Source organism: Microcoleus sp. FACHB-SPT15, from assembly GCF_014849525.1.
In the GTDB taxonomy this organism is placed as follows: Bacteria; Cyanobacteriota; Cyanobacteriia; order Cyanobacteriales; family Coleofasciculaceae; genus Symplocastrum; species Symplocastrum torsivum.
In genome coordinates this window covers 81892-102392 of the sequence record NZ_JACJNU010000062.1, presented here as the reverse complement: position 1 = coordinate 102392, position 20501 = coordinate 81892, and the positions used below count along the sequence as shown (strand labels likewise).

Genomic DNA, 20501 nt, shown 5'->3' with positions numbered 1-20501 from the left:
TCAGGGACTATGCCGCAATACTTCGGACAACTGCACACAACCAAACCATCTTGGTCAACCATCGGAGCGATACAGGCAATACAACAAGACGATCGCCAGGTGCGCTTTAACTGTGGTGAACCCGGCATAACGATTAGTGTGCTTGCCCCGAACTTAGTTAGGGTACGAATGTCACCTACTGGCACATTTCTACCCCGTCGATCTTGGGCAGTAACACGGGCGGATGAACAATGGTCGCCTGTACCGTTTGAGGTGCAAGAAACCGCAGAGGCTATAGAAATTGAAACGGAGCAACTACGGATTGTTGTCCAGCGTGACCCTTGCCGTATCCAGTGCTTTGACTCAGCCGGACAGCCCTTTGCCCAAGATGCTGACCCAGTAATGAGTTGGCGGGCTGGTGCGGTTGCGGCTTGGAAACGCATTGAAGCGGATGAACACTTCTATGGCTTTGGGGAACGCACGGGTTTACTCGATAAGTTGTCTAAAGTTCAAACCAACTGGACGTTTGATGCACTCGATTACGACGTACTTACAGACAACATGTATCAAGCGATTCCCTTCTTCATGGCGTTGCGCCCAGGAGTTGGGTACGGGTTGTTCTTCAACACTACCTTTTGGAGCCAGTTCGATATAGGTGCCCAGCAGCCTGGTGTTTGGCGAATGGAAACACAGGCAAGTGAATTGGATTACTACATTATTTATGGTTCTGAACCTGCAAAGATTCTCAACACCTACACTCAACTCACAGGTCGAATGCCGTTGCCACCTCGGTGGGCACTAGGTTATCACCAATGTCGTTGGAGCTACGAGTCGCAGGATATCGTTCGCGAACTTGCCCGTGAATTTCGCGAACGCAGAATTCCCTGTGATGTCATCCATCTCGATATTGATTACATGGATGGCTACCGTGTCTTTACCTGGAATTCTAAGCGTTTCGCTGATGCTCCCCAATTACTACATGACTTAATGCAGAGCGGGTTCAAGACAGTGACAATTATTGATCCAGGCGTTAAGTATGAGCCAGAAGCTGATTATCGGGTTTTTGATGAAGGGTTAGAAAAAGACTATTTTGTACGCAAAACTAACGGTCAGCTATTTCACGGCTATGTCTGGCCAGATAAAGCTGTCTTTCCCGATTTCCTGCGTCCTGAGGTACGGGATTGGTGGGGAAGTTTGCAAAAAAGCCTCACCAGTATCGGTGTAGCAGGAATCTGGAACGACATGAACGAGCCTGCGCTTGATGATCGTCCCTTTGGCGACCCTGGTAATAAGATTTGGTTCCCTCCCGACTCTCCACAGGGACCTGTTGAAGAAGGTGCAACCCATGCTGAAACTCACAACTTGTATGGATTGACGATGGCACAAGCATCATATCAAGGGCTTGAGCAGTTACGCCCTAGAGAGCGTTCTTTTGTGCTGACGCGCTCCGGCTATGCTGGTGTCCAACGTTGGTCAGCCGTATGGACTGGGGACAATCAAGCGCTGTGGGAACACCTGGAGATGTCGATACCAATGCTCTGTAACCTGGGTTTATCGGGTGTTGCCTTTGTTGGTGCTGATATTGGTGGGTTTGCCGGGAATGCGACAGCCGAATTATTTGCCCGTTGGATGCAAGTAGGAATACTTTACCCCTTGATGCGGGGACACTCGGCACTGAGTACCGCACAGCATGAGCCTTGGGTATTTGGCGACAAGGCTGAGAAAATTTGCCGCGAGTACATCGAACTCCGTTATCGCTTGCTTCCCTACCTCTACACTCTCTTCTGGGAAGCCGCAACAACTGGGGCACCAGTTCTACGCCCTCTCCTCTATCACTTCCCCAATGACCCACAAACCTACACTCTCTCTGACCAGGTGATGTTAGGGTCTTCACTCATGGCAGCACCTATCTACCGTCCCGGCGTTGAATACCGTGCAGTGTATTTACCCGAAGGACGTTGGTACGACTGGTGGAGTAATGAAGCTTTTGAAGGCCCAACTCAAATCCTTGCCCACGCACCGCTTGAGCAGATGCCCTTGTATGTTCGGGCTGGCTCAATTATTCCGATGGCACCCGTGATGCAATATGTAGATGAGCGTCCCTTAGACCCATTAACAATTCGGGTGTGGAGAGGTACTGGCGAGTGGACGCTTTATGAAGATGACGGTCACACCTTTGAGTACAAAACAGGTGCTTGCTGCACAACAACCTACCGCATTCATTCAGAAGGGGAACAGACAATTGTCGAAATTGGAGCGCGTGAAGGTGAGTGGACACCGACTGCGCGTGAAACGGTTGTGGAACTCGTCGGTGTTGGGGAACAACGCTTCGTCGATGATGGCACAGCACGCCAGCTAACATTCTCAACAAATTTAGACTGACACAGTGCTTAGAAAGGCAAGGAAGGGGAAGACTCAATGCTGTTCGGATAAAGCCGACCTAACCCCCTAACCCCCCTGCCGTAGCAGGGAAGGGGGGAATCCTGCTCTCCTCTCCTAAGAGAAGAGGGGTTGGGGATAGGCTAACCGAACAGTATTGAGGGAAGACTAGTCTGTCTTTGAGCTAGCGTATTTATTACTCTTCCTCTCCACTCCACTCAATGCTTCATAACCTGGGACTGATGAACGTTTCTTCACAGGTTGCTAATTTAGGTTAGATACCGGGAGTATCAAAAATTTTTAGCATTGCATTCAAGATCAGCTAATCTAGCTGCATCGAACTAGAATTACGGCTTTGTCAAGCCACAGCAGGTGGGAGGTTGTTTGTGAGTCTAGGCAGATGGATTGGCTTACTTGCCTTTATCGTCTCCGTGTACATCTTGTGGGAAATTCGGCAGGTAGTGTTACTTATATTTGCCGCCGTCGTGCTTGCCAATGCATTAAATATTTTGGTGAAACGATTCCATCAGTCGGGGATGAAGCGGGCTTTTGCTGTCCTGCTTGCGATTTTTCTCTTGATTGCAGTCTTTGTCGGCTTTTTCTTGGTAATTGTGCCGCCCTTTGCTTCTCAGTTTCAAGAGCTAAGTGAGTTAGTTCCCAAAGGGATACAACGATTCAGCAGTTGGTTTGAGATACTCCAAAGTCGGATTTCTCCTCAGTTGATGGAGTATATTCCGAATGTTGACCAACTGATTCAACAGTTACAGCCTTTGGCTAATCGATTGTTGGGTGGTGGCTTCACATTTTTCTCTAGTTCTTTGGGCTTCCTTGGTCAGTTTTTGCTGGTGCTAATTTTGACGTTGATGCTATTAGCTGACCCTACCCCTTATCGTAAAAGTTTTATACGGCTTTTTCCCTCTTTTTATCGGCATAGAGTCGAAAATATCTTAGATCAATGTGAGGTAGCCTTGCGGGGGTGGCTGATTGGTATTCTCTTCAATATGTTTGTTATTGCCTCGCTGAGTTTTGTTGGCTTGCTAATACTGAGAGTACCGTTAGCCCTAGCACAAGCCGCATTAGCAGGTATTTTGACTTTTATTCCTAATATTGGACCGGCGTTAAGTGTTATACCGCCGATTGCGATCGCTTTACTTGAGACACCTTGGAAAGCGCTCGCGGTGTTGATTCTCTACGTGTTGATTCAACAAGTTGAGTCGAACTTGCTCACGCCTTATGTAATGGCACAACAGGTGTCACTATTACCTGCTGTAACGTTACTGGCTCAAGTATTTTTTGCGACTTTTTTCGGTTTCTTAGGCTTACTCCTAGCTCTGCCTTTAACTGTTGTTGCTCAGGTTTGGCTTAAGGAAGTAGTCATTAAAGATATTCTTGATCAATGGCAGGGTCACCAAAAAAAACAGACTGAATTAGTCATTGTTAATGATTCACCTGAGGCACATGGGTCTGATCAGGCAGCACAAGAGAATGTAGCCATTCACGATAAGCCAAGTGCTAATGATTTAGAGAGGAAATAGGGGATAAGTCAGCAAATCTACTGAGAAGTAAGTTAGTGGAAATTAACAGTGTTGGTTGAATGTGATTAGGAATTAGGAAACTTTACTTAATCTTTATCATCGTCCCTAGACAAATAACCCACCCCTAAAAACTCTCCCCTTGCGTTTTCGGCTTCCCTGGCTTTCCCTGCCTTTTCTTTTCATTGCGATCGCTTTTCTTAAAAAATCAACTACGCACCAAGAAGCGCGGTAGCATAAATCCTGCTGCATAAGCAGATTGCATCTACTAACAAGGAAAGTCTCATGAATTACAAAAATAAACTGCTGCCATGGTGTATAATTCGCAGCTTCCCTAATATGCACTCACAGCTCATCATTCGCTTTCGCCGCCGCAATGACGCTGAAGCCCATCTGCAAATCCTCAAGGCGAACAATCCAGACGCTACCTACGAAATCACGTTTGATGTGACACCAGAGCAATCAGACTGGACTATCCAGCGAGAACACCTCCAATTTCACCGGACTTTTGAGTAAACTAACCGATTTCATCAATTCACTCTTGTAAGGGCACAGCATTCGGATAACCAAACTTAGGACGAGTCATAACTAGGCTGATGTGCATTGAGTTATCAAAAAAAAGGCTCCGAGAGCTTAGTTTCCGAATCCTGTTCCCCTGTTGCACATACGCCGATAACTCATATCATGCGAACCCTTGCTGAAATTAATGACAAAATTCGTCGCCAGCGTGCTGTGGTTTGGACGGTAGAAGAACTGAAAGCACGGGTAGCAGAGGTTGGTGTTACTCAGGCGGCAAAAGAAGTGGATGTAATTACCACTGGCACATTTGAACCAATGGAGTCGTCGGGAGCGATTATCAACTTGGGTCATACAGACCCACCTGTGAAGATTCGTAAGTGCTGGATAGATGGTGTCCCGGCTTATGCTGGCTTTGGGGCAGTAGATTTATATTTAGGGGCAACTCAAGTCGTAGACTATACAGGTACGAGCGAACTTCCAGACGTTGAAGAGTCGAGAGAACGCGGCGGCGGTCATGTCATTGAAGACCTGATTGCGGGTAAACCGATACAGTTACGAGCAATTGGGCAGGTCACAGACTGCTACCCTAGAGCATCTTTTGAGACAACCATTACACGCGAAACAATTAATCAGTTTTATTTATTTAATCCCCGGAATCTATACCAAAACTTTATTGTGGGTGTAAATGGAGGCGATCGCCCTTTATACACCTACCTTGGTCCCCTTCAACCCCGACTTTCAAATGCCGTCTATTCCAACCCTGGTGCCATTTCTCCCCTGCTTAATGACCCAGATCTAAAACTTATTGGGATTGGAACTCAGATTTTCCTGGGTGGTGGCATCGGCTACATTGCTTGGGAAGGCACTCAGCACTTCCCTTTACAAAAACGTCTTCCGAATCGCACACCAATTGGGCCTGCGGCAACTCTCGCTTTGATTGGTGATGCTAAGCAGATGAACCCTAAGTGGGTGCGCGGATGCTATTTCAAAAACTATGGTCCATCCCTAATGCTTGGCGTTGGCGTACCCCTGCCTGTTTTAACAGAAGAGGTTGTCAATGCCTGTGCTGTTCAAGATAAGGATATCGTTGCTCCCGTAGTGGACTTTTCCATTCCTCGACGTGTCCGTCCTACCTTCGGGTTAGTAAGCTATGCCCAACTTAAAACAGGTCGCATCGTCATTGATGGCAAAGCAGTACGGGTTGCTCCTCTTGCCAGCATCTTCCTCTCGCGACAAGTTGCTTTGGAATTAAAGCAATGGATTGAAAGCGGCGAGTTTACTCTTACGGAACCCGTTGCGGCAATCCCGATGGATCGCTCCTTCTTACCTCAAGATCGTTGGGGTTCTCAAATTGCTCTGGAGTAGAAGTGGTCAGCTATCAGCAGTTAGCTATCAGCTAGAAGCCAAGTCACCAAAAAGTGATTGGGTAGCCAACTAAACCCCGCCATCATTCTTCACTCCTTCCACTGGCAGGAGCGTTACGGAATATTATTGGGCTTGTATTAGCCTCAGCCTCGCTGTTGAGGGCTGATAGCTGAAAGCTGATAGCTTAAATCAAGAGGGACTCCCGGAAGTGCCTCCGCCACCTCGCTGTTCACTGCGCTTGATTGGTTTGGGAACCGATTCTCGGCGCTTGGGTGGTGTTGTTGCCGCTGGACGCTCTCCTTTGCGAACAGGGCGTTGATTAGAGGTACTCTTTCTTCCTTCAGGTCGCCTTCCGTAAGGGGGTTTCCTTCCGGTTCGCTTCTTCACAGGCATTAAACCAATGTCGTTTGCCTCCTGAATCAGCAGAGTATTAGCCTGTAGCTGGATATGCAAATCCCAGAAGTGACCAACAGCTCGGTCTCCTAGAGAACCCTTAAGCTTCAATTTAAAAAACTTAATTTTCTCTGACTCTTTACGAGGAGACTGCTTAATCTTGACGATTACTTGTTCTTGTTCCCGCGACTGGTAAATTACCTCACCGCGAATAGAAAAGTAGCCATCATTAAGAACTGATGAGGAGTCAGATTCTGGCTCGTCCGTAACCTTCTGTGTCTCAGAACTCTCCGACACTTCCTCCGTCGAGGAGGGTGCAGTTGATGCTGGCTGATTCAGTTTTTCGGGTTCCCAAACCCCGACAATTTGGACATGTAAGTTACCGTCTTCTTGCCTTGAACGGGGATAAACAACCCAAAGGTGGGGTTGGTCTAAGCTCAGGTGATTCTTCACCAAGCTCATCACTCGACCCAGTAACACTGCATCAATCAATGTTCCATCCGCCGCCAAGAGCGTGCCCCGCGTCAATTGGTCTGCCGATGGCATATATTGCCCTCGTATTAGACCAATCGCTCGGTACTGCATCGCTTCACTCGGCGGAGGAATCGGTTGCTGTCGCTGAACGTCTGGTAACGTTGTCTCAGTTGAATCAGCCGTTTGGGCTGATTCAGTGGGCGTGTTTGGCGAATCGTCGGCTGGCGTTGATTGGTGCTGGTTTTGCACACTGTTCGTTTCTGGTGGATGATCACCAGACGACTTAGGTGAGTCGGAAGACCGATTCACGAGATGACTCATATAACCTCTAACCTCCTAGCGGCGGAGACACATTCCCTTGTGGGAGTTTCGCTGATATCATCAGCATGGTTTTTAAAACAATCCAGCTATTTGGGGCAACTCTAAGAAACAATGCTCTTAAAAAAAAGCTCACAAAAAGCCGGAAGGTGAGAGAGCTTGCTATCAGTCTGCTCATTGTACAGAATGCAGTGAGATGACTGGTATATCCGCAAAGTTTATGGAATCTTTAATCGGAGATGCCCGCACTCGATTATAGCTAGGCTCATTTCTGCCAATATTCTGGCACGCTTCCAGTTTAGACAACTGGAAAATCTCTCGTGTCGGTTGATAATGTCATATAGAGTTCAGAGAATTTTTGTGTCTCAAAAGCGCAATCCCTTGATAAATGTGGTGCTGGTGCTAGCTGTGCTGGCATTTGTCGGTTTTTCGATGGTTCCTTTACTGGGTAGTATCTTTGAGGGGAGTGAACCCTCAGCGAGAACTACACCAGCAGCTACACCGAGCATTTCAGCAGACAAAAAAGCCGAACTGGAAGCTCAAGCCAAAGGTTACGAACTGGTTGTGCAACGGGAGCCACAAAATGTTACAGCATTAAAAGGGCTTTTGGAGGTGCGACTACAGCAAGGGGATGTCCAAGGCGCGATCGCTCCCTTGGAACAGCTAGCTAAGCTGAATCCTGACCAAACTGATTATGCCGTCTTGCTGGCTCAAGCCAAGCAACAAACAGGCGATCGCGAAGGTGCCGCTCAAACCTACCGCACAATCCTTGCTTCAAAGCCTGGTAACTTGAACGCACTTCAAGGACTCGTCAGTCTGTTAATCCAGCAAGATCGTCCAGAAGCAGCAATTGGGCTATTGCAGGACACTCTCAAAACTGCAACACAAGTTAATGAGATTCAGCCAGGAAGTGTGGATGTTATCTCAGTACAGCTATTGTTAGGTCAAATCTATGCGGCTGAGCAGCGTTACACACAAGCGATCGCTGTCTATGATGAATCCATCAAAGCCAATCAACAAGATTTTCGCCCTGTCCTAGCTAAAGCATTAGTTCTGAAACAACAAGGGAAAATCGCAGAAGCCAAACCCCTATTCACAACCGCCGTTTCCCTAGCACCACCTCAGTACAAAGACCAAGTTAAGCAGCTATCAGGCGATACACCAGCCCCCACGAGTTCACCACCTACAGGGACAACACCAGCCCCCACGAGTTCACCGCCTACAGGGACAACACCAGCCCCTACTAACTCACCAGCTAACAACACTACGCCAGATTTTCCAGAACCCTTACCTAGTGGTAGCCCCTAATTAGGGAATGAGGAATGGGGAATGGGGAATGGGACTTTTATGTTCGTATTCGCGTTGGCAAGTAGGCGCGTAGCCGTGCATAACACAGCAAATGTTCCAGCCTAAGCCCACTTCATAGAATCTCTTGAAGAGCGGAATGTGAGTTCTTCCCAATCCCCAATCCCCTATTCCCAATTAATACTTCCGCTCTTGCGGTTCAAACAAAGTGATACTCACAGGTTTATATTGCAGGTCAATGCCTGCTGGTGAGTAGTAAGCAAGAGTGTGCTTGAGGAAATTGCTGTCGTCTCGCTCAGGATAGTCTTCGCGGCAATGCGCCCCACGACTTTCTTGCCGATTTAGGGCAGACGTGAGGATGATTTCTCCAACAAGCATTAAATTACGAAGTTCCAAGGCTTCAGTGATTTCTGTGTTCCAGCAGTTGCCCTTGTCATCTAAGTAAATCTGCTGGTACTGCTGTTGCAATTGTTGTAGTTGGTTTAAGCCCTCACGCATTAACTCATCACTGCGGAAGACACCACAGTAGTCAGTCATGCAGTCTTGGAAAGCTTGACGCAATTGTCCTATTCGGATGGTTCCAGATTGATTAAACAGGGCAGTAATTTGTGAGTGAGCCGCATTAAGGTAGGATTGCTCATTAATATCTGGCAGTTTACGGTTTTGGACATATTGTGCGATCACAGCACCTGTTCTTTTCCCATAAACAACACATTCCAACAGAGAATTACTCCCTAGACGGTTTGCGCCATGCACTGAGACACAAGAAGCTTCACCAGCCGCAAAGAAGCCTTCAACTAACCCATCAGCACCACTACGCACTCGTCCATCCGTGTTGACAGGGATTCCTCCCATCGAATAATGGATAGTTGGTCGGACTGGCATCGGCTGATGGACAGCATCAATACCGAGTAGCCGATGCGCTTCCTCCCAGCAGAAGGGAACGCGACTCATAATCTTTTCTTGTCCCATGTGGCGCAAGTCGAGATAGACAAACGGGCCACCAGCACTGCCATCCAGATGAATACCACGACCCGCACGGATTTCACGGGTAATCGCTCTTGAGGTGATATCACGAGGAGCAAGTTCCATCTTACTAGGCGCGTAAGTCGCCATAAAGCGATCGCCTTCTGAATTGATGAGATACGCCCCCTCACCTCGCACCGCTTCGGAAATCAATACGCCCACCGGATACAAACCCGTTGGGTGAAACTGCACAAACTCCATATCCTCTAGTGGTACACCTGCAACGGCTGACATTGCTAAACCATCACCCGTCGAAGCATAGTCATTCGATGTTGTATTAAATGCCCGTCCATAGCCACCAGTCGCAAACATTACTGCTTTTGCCCGTAACACTTCCAACTTTGTGTCCAGGATGTTGAACATCACAACACCTTTTGCCTGGGCATCTTCCAAAATCAACTGCATCACGTACCACTCTTCGTAGATACGGACACCGTTACGCCGGAGGTTATTCACCAGTTCGTGCAAGATGGCGTGACCTGTCTTATCTGCTGCGTAGCAGGTACGTCGATGAGAATGCCCTCCAAAGGCACGTTGAGCAATCCGACCATCAGGCAAACGGGAGAACAACACTCCCATGTGTTCTAGGTCAATTACAACATCTGGGGCTTCACGGGTGAGAATTTCAACAGCATCTTGGTCTGCCAGGTAATCAGAACCTTTAACCGTATCAAAAGCATGGGCTTCCCAAGTATCGTCAGCGTCCACATTTTTCAGCGTTGCTGCCATCCCGCCTTGGGCAGCGACAGAGTGAGAACGAATTGGATGAGTTTTAGCAATGAGGGCTACATCCAGCGTCGGGTCAGTGCGTTTAATCTCTAAGGCGGCGCGACATCCGGCTAATCCGCCACCAACAATAACGACATCGTGTTCTAGCATTCTTTAGTTGGATATCTAGAATTCCTACTGTCTTTATCGTGACATCAATAAAAATTCCTCGCTTTTAGGTGGGGAACTTCGTGAAGTACTTAGGCTGGCTTCGCTGAAGCCTGAGCTTCAAAAAGCAAAAACCCTTGTTTCCTGTATCATTTGCCACCGCCTCCTCGTATTGCTACAAATTGGACTTACACAGCATCTCTAGTCTTACGACTTTTATCCCTTGCGAGAACCCAGGCAGACACCCGTCTTCCGCAGGTGTATAACTTTCCGTACAACATGGCTTGGATTATCTTTTACCACAGGGCATAACCTGCGTACCAGTGGTCATGTTCTTTCCCCGATCTCTGATGTTTCTGCGGTAAGCCTATTACTGCTACTTCGGATTAAACCTGTCTGATGTCCATACAGTCGGGCGGGTCAGCAACCATCTTTATGATACATTAAATGTACAAGTTGTGTACAAAGATATGGCTAAAAAAGATATACACGTCAAAGTATCAGAGAGAAGGCAAGCGAAGTTGAAAGCTTACGCTCAGGCGAAAGAAAAAACCATTACTCAACTTATCGAAGATTGGATTGATCGCTTGCCCACCCCAGAGGGATTGGAAGCTGGAGGGACGGAAGCTTCCCGCTCCCTATCCCCGCCTTAGACATTGCGGGTACAAGGCGTATGCTCGATATGACCCGCTTGTCTTCAAGGTGGGGACTTCCGCGATACGTTAAAGATGACTCTTTAACTGGCTACTTGGGCTGGTTTCTGGATAGGCGTAGTTCCTTGAGTTGTCACACTCGTCTCGCCTTCTTGCATCGGAGAAAGCTCAATATGGTTTAGTAGTGTGGTTACGAAGGCAAAGACCAAAAAAGGCAGAGACAGCACCAAAATTAACCCAACAGTTGCTAAGGCATAGATTTGGCGATCAGCACTCCAAAGAGCTAGTGCAGAAGCGAGGCTGAAGAAAATGACGATTAACCAAACGATGATTTGTCCATATATGTCACCAAAGCTTAGGGTGCAGCTAAAGCGGTATCTGCTAAATTTATCCATGATTTCCCTCGACACATTTCTTTAAATTTTAAGGATAAGCGTCGTATTCAGATTTGGGTCATTTCTCAATATATTTTTAAGCGGCTTGAAACATAACTTTACGAATTTCGCTTTATATGATCATGGAGTTTTTTTGGAGTGTAACTAATGACCGACTTTCTTATCCTGACGTGGTGAACAAGTTAACAAGAGGGTGCATTAAGTAGAAGACTAATAGTGAACGTTGCCCCTTTGCCAGTGCTACTAGCGGTTATCTTTCCGCCATGCGCTTCTACAATGCGTCGGGCGATCGCAAGCCCTAAACCTGTTCCACTGCCTTGGCGCGATCGGTCTCCTGTATAGAACTGTTCAAAAATATGAGGAAGATCGCGATCGCTAATTCCTAATCCTTGGTCCTGGATTTTCAAAGTAATTTGGTTCCCTTCTACCTGTCCTGAGATAAAGACTGTAGAATCTTGTACCGAGTGCTTGAGAGCATTGTCCAGGATATTTAGAAACGCTTGTAAGAGCCTTTCTGGATCGCCCTCTATCTCAAGATCAGGAACATCTGCGACGATTGTCATATTCTTGGAGTGCATCCGGGACTCGATCGCTCGTACAGCCCGATTAACTAGATCTCGCACTCGAATAGGCTGTTGTTCCAGTGTGGTGACACCCGCTTCTAATCGTCCTAAATCCAGTAAATCCTTAATCAGTCGGGAGAGACGCATTGTCTCATCTTGCGCTGTCTGGATAAAGCGACTGCGTAACTCTGGTTCCTCATCAGCACCACTAGCAAGTGCGTCCAAAGTAACATAGACGTTGCTGACTGGAGTGCGTAGCTCGTGAGATACATTAGCCAGGAAGGCACGTCGCTCTTGATCAAGAGAAGCTAACCGTTTACTCATTCGATTCAATTCAGTCGCTAATTGACCAAGTTCATCCCTTCGATGGATGTTCAATTTGTCTCCTAAATGACCACCACCCACGTCAATCGCAAAATTACGCATTGCCTTAATCGGGTTCGCCATATTGCGGGCAAGGCGTTCGCTAATGAATGCACAGAGTGCAACCGTCAGAACGAGCGCTCCTAGAACAGTGAAAATGGCTATGCGAAACTGACGCTGGAACTGTTCTAGCGTTATCGACATTCGTAGGATACCCAGTCGGCGACCGTTACGGGATATAGGTCGTGCTGTGTATAATCGGTCATCGTTTGACAGGATACCTTTCGCTACCCCTTGCGCTGGCTTATTTTGAAGCGCCTCCTTCATTCCAGGAACAGTCTTCCAATCAGCTACCTGTCGATCTAGCTGGGGAGAAGACGTGACCAGTAGGCGACCCTCTGGTGTAAAGAGGCGCAGAGTAACGGATTGACGCGCCCCATAACGTTGCACTATCACTTCTACTCGCTTGAAATTATTTTCCTCCAACTCGTCAGCGATGCTCTCACTGAGGGCAGTAGACCAGGCATCTAAATCAGCCTGCCTCATACTCATGAAATAGCCGTAGAAAGACAGGATAATGTAGCCTGCCAGGATAGAGGTTCCTAAGACCGTGAGCGCCACATAAGTGACTAACAGTTTTTGGTAAATTGAATTCCAGCGAATACGAATTGGTAACCAATCCATTAGAAGTTAAAGGTTAAAGGTCAGAGGTTGGAAATTTTCAACCTGCTCGTTGTACTCTTTGACAATGAGAGCTTATTAAGAGTTTTGACCAGACGCACGGCTCCGTAAAACAGCTTTTATGCGTGCTAGGAGTTCACGGGTGTTAAAGGGTTTGGTGATATAGTCATCTGCACCTGCTTCTAAGCCCCAAACTTTATCAATGTCCTGGTCTTTAGCTGTCAGCATGATGATTGGTACTTTAGAAAATGCTCTGATGCGCCAGCAGATTTCCATGCCATCTATCTCTGGTAGCATTAAGTCCAAAATGATGATGTCTGGCACCTCTTTATGAAATAGTTTGAGAGCCGCTCGACCATCCGCTGCCGTTGTTACTTGGTAACCTTCTTTAACTAAGGCATAGCTCAGGCTAGCTCGCAATGCCTCTTCATCATCAACTAGTAAAACTTGTGTCATATAACTTTACCCTCCTATGTAAAGTATACCTAAGAGAGCGGAGTCCAAATTTTAGACATTTTCACCATAAAATACTAAACCGAAAGAAATTGCTTTCTACTACGGGAAGTTCTTCTACGAAACAACTGCTTGAACTCAGATCTGGATATCACTCCTTGATCTGTAAATACCTGAGTGTTTTTGTTCCATAGAAATACTGGGATTGTAATTACAACCCCAGCAAAGCTAATGAAAACCAGAATTCTTAACTATTGGTTGCCCTGATTAGTTGGTGTAGTGGTGCCACGGCGAAGATAACCTTGTACATTGCTAACCGCTCGTGTGGCATAAGGGTTGTTAGGACGTAGCTGAAGCGCCCTTTGAAAGTAAGCCAAAGCAGTTTGGTAGTCTCTTAGCTGGGTTGCCGTGTACCCAGCGTTCATGTATTGAGTAAATGCATCTTGCTGACCATTAGCTTGCCCAGCGCCAGTTTGACCAGTACCTGTTTGCCCAGAACCCCTTTGCTCAGTGCCAGTTTGCTCAGTACCAGCGCCTGTACCACCCGTACCGCCTTGACCAGCGCCTGTGCCACCCGTACCTGTACCACCCGTACCTGTTCTGCCCGTACCCCCTTGACCAGTATCTGTGCCACCCGTGCCTGTACCACCTTGACCAGCGCCTGTACCTGTACCACCCGTACCTGTACCACCTGTATCGGTTTGACCAGCCCCGGTTCCGCTAGTGCCGGTTTGTCCAGTTCCTGTTCCACCAGTTCCTGTTCCACCAGTTCCTGTTCCGCCAGCGCCCGTACCACCAGAGCCTGTTCCACCAGTTCCTGATGTACCTTGAGTTAATAATTGTCCGCTTCTCTCAGTAAATTCAACACGGCGATCGCGTTTATTGAGAGAGCTATCAAAGCTACTAGAGTTGGAATTGGCGAGTGCTAAGGCTGGCAAAGCGAGAAAAACACTAGCACTAGCAACGCCTATCAAGCTAACAAGTTTTGTAACTGAATTTTTCTGATTTTTTGCCTTCATGGCTATATCCTGAGTATTATGCTAAAAGCACTTTGAGGTTTCAAGCAGTCTGGTAAAAATTGAACAGATCTTGCTAGTTTAAAAAGATTTGAACTTGAAGAAGCTACATCAGTTAGAGCGCTAACGACATATTCTTGAAGCTTCTATTTAAAAAGTTAATTCTGTAACTTTTCCGGCTCGTCTACCTAAAGAGTCGTCTATGTGTTAAGTGAATATGTCTAATAGGTACTAAATCAGCTAACCTTATCCATTCGCCTTTGAGTTTTCGCGTAGCCAGATGCTGAGTTTGATTGAATTATGACAAAAGACACTCCCTCAGGAGTGCCTCTAAAGTGTTGTTTATCCAAACTAAGTGGTTGTTTCCGCTTCAGGCAGAAGTCACAAGCCGTTTTCGTAGCGATTCAGCGCGGGTTTTTGCGATCAGATTATCGGGTTCATATTTCAACGCCTCTTCGTAGGTTTGCAAAGCCTGCGCTGTTAGCTTCTTGCGTTCGTAAACATGACCCAGGTTGTTGAGTGCCGTAATATAGCCTGGATTTAGCTTTATCGCTTCCTTGTACTCGCGAATCGCAATATCGTACTGTTCTTGTGAAAAGTAGGCAAAGCCAAGGGCATTGTGGACAGGAGAAAGGTTTTCTTCTTCAGCGTCCACACCCTTCAGCGCTTTTTGGAGTACAACAATCGCTTGGGCGAAGAGTTTCTTATCCGTATAAATGCTGCCCAACTCGTAATACTCTTGAACTGTTCCTCGCTCTTTCTTGAGCTTTCCTTCCAGTCGAGAGAGTGCTGTCTCGACTTTACGAGTTTTAAGGACTTGACGGACTACCGCCCAACCAGCACTGGCAAGTATCACCAGCAAGACAGACAGATAAATAATAGGAAGTGAATTTTCCATGATTACGTGAAACTATAAGGCTTCAATATGATCTTATGGTAGCCCCCAAGCGGCAATCCGTTGTGCTAGCCACCCTGATGCTTGCCAACGAGCGATCGCTCCATTCACCCGTTGCCTTAAAGGATTGTACTGTAATCCCTTCGGCATCACGACACACAAGGCTTCCCCGGAAAGTCGCACAGGCAACAGCCGATACTCAGGATATTCTTGCACCCAACCTGTGAGGACACTGTTGTCAGCCGCAAACGCGATCGCACCACCACTTTCTAGAAGCGATCGCGCCTCTTGGTAGGAATCAACCCCCACCAGCTTCGACGCTGGTAAGGCATAATCTACAACAGCAATTGTGCTAGAGCCATTGAGTACTGCAATCGTACCTGTCGCCACATCACTCAATTTGGCAATCGAGCGATCTTTGGTTACTAAACCAGTGCCATCCAGATAATAAGGTCTACTGAGGTTCACTAAGCGGGAACGAGAATCCGTTGCGGTTACTCTTGCGATCGCTAAGTCAACTTTTCCCTCTAGTACCGCCTTGAGCCGATCAACATTCTTCACCGGCTGCAAAACAACAGCCTCAGGATTCCCTAAGAGTTCTTCCGCTAGATGCTTCGCCAAGTCGATCTCTAACCCTTGCAGATTACCCGCAGCATCACGAAAACCTAGCGGACGAAGATTATCTTTGACAGCAACAATCAACTTACCTCGTTCTTCAATCTCATCTAGTTCAGCACTTTGCACTGGCGCTAGGGCAACTAAAGACAAGGCTACGAATCCCGCTAGTAAATTGAAGCTAAAGAACCTACGGCTAAACCCCATGGTGTACCTTGAACGGAAATCCAAGTTTGCGAACTAGTGTAGAGGTTTAATGAAGCAATGAAGCTCATGTAGAGACGCTACAGGTAACGCCTCTACTCTCTTTTCCCAACTCCTTAGCCTCTAGGCTGGGAAGCTAGTTCCACCACTTTGCCAAAGCTAGCTGGATCGAGTACAGCTAGTTGAGCAAGCATCTTGCGATTGATCTGGATATTGGCTTTTTTCATCAAACCCATCAGTTGGCTATAACTAACACCATGCTGACGGGCTGCTGCGTTGATGCGAGTAATCCAAAGGCGTCGAAAATCCCGCTTGCGCTTCTTGCGATCGCGGTAGGCGTTGCGTAACGCCTTCATTACTTGTTGATTGGCTGTACGGAAGAGAGTGGAGTGTGAACCCCGGAAGCCTTTCGCCAGTTTGAGAATTTTTTTGCGTCGTTTACGAGCGACGTTCCCGCGTTTTACCCGTGTCATGGCTAGTTATTAGGTGTTAGTTGTTGGTTTTTAGTGGTTAAGACTAGTTTTTCTTTGAGGTTTGGAGGCTAGCGAGAAAGCAGGTTGCTCTTTAGCTAGCGCCTCATTCCTAATCTTTACAAATAGGGCAGCATCAAACGTACATTTCCTGCATCGCGTTCATCTACCAACGACAACTGAGACAGACGGCGCCTCCGTTGGGAGCTTTTGTGTTCTAGCATGTGGTTTTTGAACGCTTTGCGGCGTCTAATTTTGCCACTGCCTGTCGCTCTAAAACGCTTTGCGGCAGCTTTGCGAGTTTTTAGTTTAGGCATCGACTAATTTTAATAAGGACACAATCTATTATCCTACTACTATCTAGGACAGCAAGGCAAACGGCGATTTAGTATCAAATCGCGCTCTAGCTTTGAGCTGATGAATCGTACCTAGGTGTGCTTAATATGAGCCGATAAAGTGAGCGCCTGCTGTACCAGAACCAAGCGTTCCCACGACAGGGATTGTATTGTATAGCCCTATACAGTGGTTCTTAACAACAGACCTGTCTTCGCATAGATAAAAACAGCCTCTGGTAGCAGTAGTGTCTGGGAGCAGATCAGTTTTACAAACAATCTCCCAGCCTCAGCCCCCTCTCCAATACTGGGCGAGAAGGAGCAAAATGCCAGTTCTCACCAGCTTGTAAATCAGCCCCAAATGCATTTATCCTATTTGTTTGATTTCATGTTCCACATCTCAGATAAGCAAGCTGTAAAATCACCCTCGCCACGCTTTAATGGTCTTATTAATGCTAACCAGTATCTCCGATGGGTGACTGGTAGTGTCCTCCTGCTAGTTGCTACCAATAGTTCACCAGCAGCAGCTCAGAACGTTCTGGTAACTGAGCCGTTTCAAGACAATAATGTTTTTGAATGGAGAGTTGGCGTAGATGACCCCTCAAACCCTAATAAAGTTCTACCTTGCTTGACAGCAAGAGCGGCTAACGACCAGACACCAAGCCTCATTCCTGGTTGTGCTAATCCTCCAATTGATGCGGTTGGGGAGGGGGTACTCAGACTCACGCCACAATTAAACAATCAAGCAGGCTTTGTTCTCTACCAGCAAGCCATTGATTCTAAAGATGGTCTTGTGGTTATTTACGATTTGTACTCCTTTGCTGGCAGTGGAGCGGATGGTGTTAGTTTTTTCCTAATTGATGGCTCTGTCCCAGTAAATGATGCAGGCGCATTTGGAGGGTCTCTTGGCTATGCTCAAAGAGATACTGGAGAAGACGGACTAGACGGTGCTTACATTGGGATTGGACTTGATGAATTTGGCAACTACTCTAACCCTACAGAAGGTCGTATTGGTGGCCCTGGGTTTATACCGAATGCTGTGGCGATTAGAGGGGCTGGGCAGGGGCTGATAGGCTACGAATACCTAACGGGAACTGACCGTGGAGAATTGCCTAACTTCGACTTCCCTAATGCCACTACTCGTGAACAAGCCGTACCCCGAAGAGTTAGGATTACGCTGACTCCTGATAACCAAGTATCTGTTGACATAGATTTTTTCGACGGTAACGGCTTTATACCTGTTATTGAGACATACGACTTGAACAATGCACCAGGTCAACCGCCTTTACCTGCAACGTTCAAATTTGGTTTTGCCGCTTCAACTGGAACAGGGACAAATGTCCATGACATTCGAGCCTTCCTAATTACTACCGTTCCACCTAACCTGAACATTATAAAGAATCACACAGGTGATTTCACAGTCGGTCAGCAAGGGATTTATACCTTAAGAGTAGCCAATTCACCCTCTGCTGGCTCTACTACTGGTCCGATTACGATAACCGATACGTTGCCTGAGGGCTTTAGCTTCGTCTCAGCCACTGGTACGAATTGGAACTGCTCTGCTAGTGGGCAAGTGGTTAACTGCACTTACAATGGCGCGCCAGTTGAATCTGGCAGAAGCCTTCCCGATCTGACGTTAAGAGTAAATGTTACTAGCGCAGCCAGCCCAGGCACTGTAATCAACTCAGCGACAGTTTCTACCCCCGGAGACGACCCAACTGCTCCGGATGCAGAACCTGATCAAGTCGAGGACAACACGACGACTGACGAGACGATTGTCGTCGAAACTCCACTGCTGGGCATCGCCAAGCAAGCCGAAACCCTTGTCAATAACGATGATGGCACCTTTACAATTCCCTACACTGTGACAGTTGAGAACTTCGGAAATGTGCCTCTGAACAATCTTCAGGTTGTTGAAGACCTAACCGCTACTTTTGGGGAAACCTTCACAGTTGAGTCTGTTCCCACCAGCAGCAACCTGACGACTAATCCTAACTTTAACGGCAGCAGCGACACCCAACTCTTGACGGGTACAGACACTTTGGCAGTTGGTCAAACAGCAACCATTACGTTCAGTGTCAGGGTAACTCCCAGTAATAACTCTAATACTTACAGCAATACGGCAACGGGGACAGCAACAGGGCCAGATGATACCCAGGTGACGGATGATTCAACATCTGGCACCAACCCAGATCCAAATAATGACGGTAATCCAGATGAGAGTCAGCCGACGATTGTAGAGCTTGCAGGGGAACCACGACTGCTTTTGGTTAAGCGCATTACGGGAGTCACCAGAGGTGGTGTTCCACTCAATAGCGTCAACTTCGATGGTTTTGTAGATGATCCGGCTGACCCAAATGATAATGCCCTCGGCTTTTCTCAACTATCGCTTGTAGGGGTTCCTCAGCTAGGTTCAGATATTCCTTTGCAAAGTCAAGACGAAGTTGAATACACCATCTATTTCCTCTCCGATGGCAGCCTTAGCGCTAATGCTGTCAACTTTTGCGACCTGATTCCAGAGGGGACTACATTTAGCCGCAACAGTTTTGGGACAGAACAGGGGATTTTGGTGAATCGTGCGGGTACGACTACTGCACAAACCAACGGGTTGGATACTGATGCTGGCAGCTTTTTCTCACCACTTGCCCCCCTGCCAACCGATTCTGCCTGCCTAGATCCAGCCAATCCGCGTGGGGCTATCCTTGTAAATCTCGGTAATATTTCTAATTCTGTTGGTAATAATTTTGGATTCATTCGCTTTCGTGTTCGTGTCGAATAGACCATACAGAAGAGTAGTGCGGAAGTCTACTTCTTCTGAGGAGGGGAGGAAGTGGCAAAACCGCTTGTAATATTTCCTTAACTCTATTTCTCAAACACATAGCTCAAATAAAGTATTTCACTTGTTTGGAAACTCTCATACACTTTGCTATCTTTCACAGCCGCAAATTCTTGTAAAGCGCCCTTGAGGAAAGGAGGTGAGTTAGTTTGAATAAAGTTCTGCCTGCTTTCATCCATTAACTCCAACGCTCGTAAAACATTCGGAGTAATCTCATTAACTTTAATTTGCTTAAGTCCGGAGTGTTCAAAAATCTGCTGGAGAGCTACTACCTCATCAACGGAACGGAAGTCAGCCCAGGAAAAAATACCTCCAGGCTTTAGCACCCTGTTCACTTCTTTAACAAAGTCTTCCATTGAGCCGTAGCAATGTGAGGATTCGACGTTCAACACTATATCAAAAACCTCATCATCAAATGGTAAAAATTCAGCATTCCCTTGTTGAAAAAACAAGTTTGGCAATTGGTAATTTTTGCGAGATAGTTGAATATTATTATCCGAAAAATCAATCCCTGTCATCCTATCTGGTTTTAAGTATCGTGCCACATAAGCAGCTCCACCACCTCTGCCTGAGCCAACTTCTAAAACCTGTTTTCCTTTCAAATCTACAGCAGTTGCAACATAATGATAGAGTTGGATGAAATAACGATCATTTTCATCTTCCTCTGCCAACTTTAATTCACTTACATTCGGTTCCAGAGGCACAAATCCATAATTCATAAATCTCCAATCAGGTTGTTGGTAGTAGTTAGCAAGGAACTGATACCACCAACGCCATAAAGTGCGTTTAACAACAGGAGATAACTCTAGAAGAAAAAGAAAAATTTTTGTCAGCACAATTGGTTTCTACTGGTTTTCAA

General features: G+C 46.9%; 18 protein-coding genes. 7 read left to right on the top strand and 11 right to left on the bottom strand.

Going from position 1 to position 20501, the window contains the following annotated elements; all coding sequences use genetic code 11:
* Window positions 1-9: 9 nt before the first annotated feature.
* The 4 genes from H6F98_RS24870 (at window position 10) to H6F98_RS24855 (ending at window position 5774) form a co-directional block, all read left to right on the top strand.
* Window positions 10-2361: a glycoside hydrolase family 31 protein gene (locus tag H6F98_RS24870; protein WP_192221403.1), complete on the top strand. Its 2352-nt coding sequence runs from the start codon at window positions 10-12 to the stop codon at window positions 2359-2361.
* A 383-nt stretch (window positions 2362-2744) separates the two neighbouring features.
* Window positions 2745-3893, top strand: a complete 1149-nt coding sequence (locus H6F98_RS24865) for an AI-2E family transporter (RefSeq protein ID WP_192221402.1) — start codon at window positions 2745-2747, stop codon at window positions 3891-3893.
* Window positions 3894-4175: 282 nt separating this feature from the next.
* Window positions 4176-4406 (top strand): hypothetical protein, encoded by a 231-nt coding sequence (locus H6F98_RS24860; RefSeq protein ID WP_192221401.1) that lies wholly within the window; start codon window positions 4176-4178, stop codon window positions 4404-4406.
* 168 nt (window positions 4407-4574) lie between these two features.
* On the top strand, window positions 4575-5774 hold the full coding sequence (locus tag H6F98_RS24855) for a homocysteine biosynthesis protein (RefSeq protein ID WP_192221400.1): 1200 nt from the start codon (window positions 4575-4577) through the stop codon (window positions 5772-5774).
* Between the two features lie 189 nt (window positions 5775-5963).
* On the opposite strand, the gene H6F98_RS24850 is transcribed toward H6F98_RS24855, so the two are convergent.
* Window positions 5964-6962 carry a hypothetical protein gene (locus H6F98_RS24850; RefSeq protein ID WP_192221399.1) on the bottom strand — a complete coding sequence of 333 codons (999 nt, stop codon included), beginning with the start codon at window positions 6960-6962 and terminating at the stop codon, window positions 5964-5966.
* Between the two features lie 357 nt (window positions 6963-7319).
* Here H6F98_RS24850 and H6F98_RS24845 point away from each other — a divergent pair, with 357 nt between their 5' ends.
* Window positions 7320-8267, top strand: a complete 948-nt coding sequence (locus tag H6F98_RS24845; protein WP_313929940.1) for a tetratricopeptide repeat protein — start codon at window positions 7320-7322, stop codon at window positions 8265-8267.
* A gap of 174 nt (window positions 8268-8441) precedes the next feature.
* Here the strand turns inward: H6F98_RS24845 and H6F98_RS24840 are convergent, their stop codons facing one another.
* Window positions 8442-10169 carry a succinate dehydrogenase/fumarate reductase flavoprotein subunit gene (locus tag H6F98_RS24840; protein WP_192221397.1) on the bottom strand — a complete coding sequence of 576 codons (1728 nt, stop codon included), beginning with the start codon at window positions 10167-10169 and terminating at the stop codon, window positions 8442-8444.
* A 467-nt stretch (window positions 10170-10636) separates the two neighbouring features.
* On the opposite strand from H6F98_RS24840, the gene H6F98_RS24835 reads away from it, so the two are divergent.
* Window positions 10637-10819 carry a hypothetical protein gene (locus H6F98_RS24835; RefSeq protein ID WP_192221396.1) on the top strand — a complete coding sequence of 61 codons (183 nt, stop codon included), beginning with the start codon at window positions 10637-10639 and terminating at the stop codon, window positions 10817-10819.
* Between the two features lie 83 nt (window positions 10820-10902).
* Here the strand turns inward: H6F98_RS24835 and H6F98_RS24830 are convergent, their stop codons facing one another.
* From H6F98_RS24830 to rpmI, 8 genes are all read right to left on the bottom strand, one after another.
* Window positions 10903-11214, bottom strand: coding sequence for a hypothetical protein (locus H6F98_RS24830; protein ID WP_192221395.1), 312 nt, complete (start codon window positions 11212-11214; stop codon window positions 10903-10905).
* Window positions 11215-11396: 182 nt separating this feature from the next.
* Window positions 11397-12824, bottom strand: a complete 1428-nt coding sequence (locus tag H6F98_RS24825) for a cell wall metabolism sensor histidine kinase WalK (RefSeq protein ID WP_192221394.1) — start codon at window positions 12822-12824, stop codon at window positions 11397-11399.
* 75 nt (window positions 12825-12899) lie between these two features.
* Window positions 12900-13277 carry a response regulator transcription factor gene (locus tag H6F98_RS24820; RefSeq protein WP_192221393.1) on the bottom strand — a complete coding sequence of 126 codons (378 nt, stop codon included), beginning with the start codon at window positions 13275-13277 and terminating at the stop codon, window positions 12900-12902.
* A gap of 248 nt (window positions 13278-13525) precedes the next feature.
* On the bottom strand, window positions 13526-14293 hold the full coding sequence (locus H6F98_RS24815) for a tetratricopeptide repeat protein (RefSeq protein WP_192221392.1): 768 nt from the start codon (window positions 14291-14293) through the stop codon (window positions 13526-13528).
* Between the two features lie 367 nt (window positions 14294-14660).
* On the bottom strand, window positions 14661-15188 hold the full coding sequence (locus H6F98_RS24810) for a tetratricopeptide repeat protein (protein WP_192221391.1): 528 nt from the start codon (window positions 15186-15188) through the stop codon (window positions 14661-14663).
* A 33-nt stretch (window positions 15189-15221) separates the two neighbouring features.
* A complete protein-coding gene (locus tag H6F98_RS24805) occupies window positions 15222-16007 on the bottom strand; it encodes a transporter substrate-binding domain-containing protein (RefSeq protein ID WP_192221390.1) in 786 nt (261 codons plus the stop codon).
* Between the two features lie 113 nt (window positions 16008-16120).
* A complete protein-coding gene (gene rplT / locus H6F98_RS24800) occupies window positions 16121-16477 on the bottom strand; it encodes a 50S ribosomal protein L20 (RefSeq protein ID WP_192221389.1) in 357 nt (118 codons plus the stop codon).
* A gap of 116 nt (window positions 16478-16593) precedes the next feature.
* A complete protein-coding gene (gene rpmI / locus H6F98_RS24795; RefSeq protein WP_192221388.1) occupies window positions 16594-16791 on the bottom strand; it encodes a 50S ribosomal protein L35 in 198 nt (65 codons plus the stop codon).
* 376 nt (window positions 16792-17167) lie between these two features.
* Here rpmI and H6F98_RS24790 point away from each other — a divergent pair, with 376 nt between their 5' ends.
* Window positions 17168-19585 (top strand): lectin-like domain-containing protein, encoded by a 2418-nt coding sequence (locus H6F98_RS24790; RefSeq protein WP_206759677.1) that lies wholly within the window; start codon window positions 17168-17170, stop codon window positions 19583-19585.
* Window positions 19586-19668: 83 nt separating this feature from the next.
* Here the strand turns inward: H6F98_RS24790 and H6F98_RS24785 are convergent, their stop codons facing one another.
* Entirely contained in the window at window positions 19669-20478 is an 810-nt protein-coding gene (locus H6F98_RS24785; protein WP_192221386.1) for a class I SAM-dependent methyltransferase, read from the bottom strand.
* Window positions 20479-20501 lie beyond the last annotated feature (23 nt).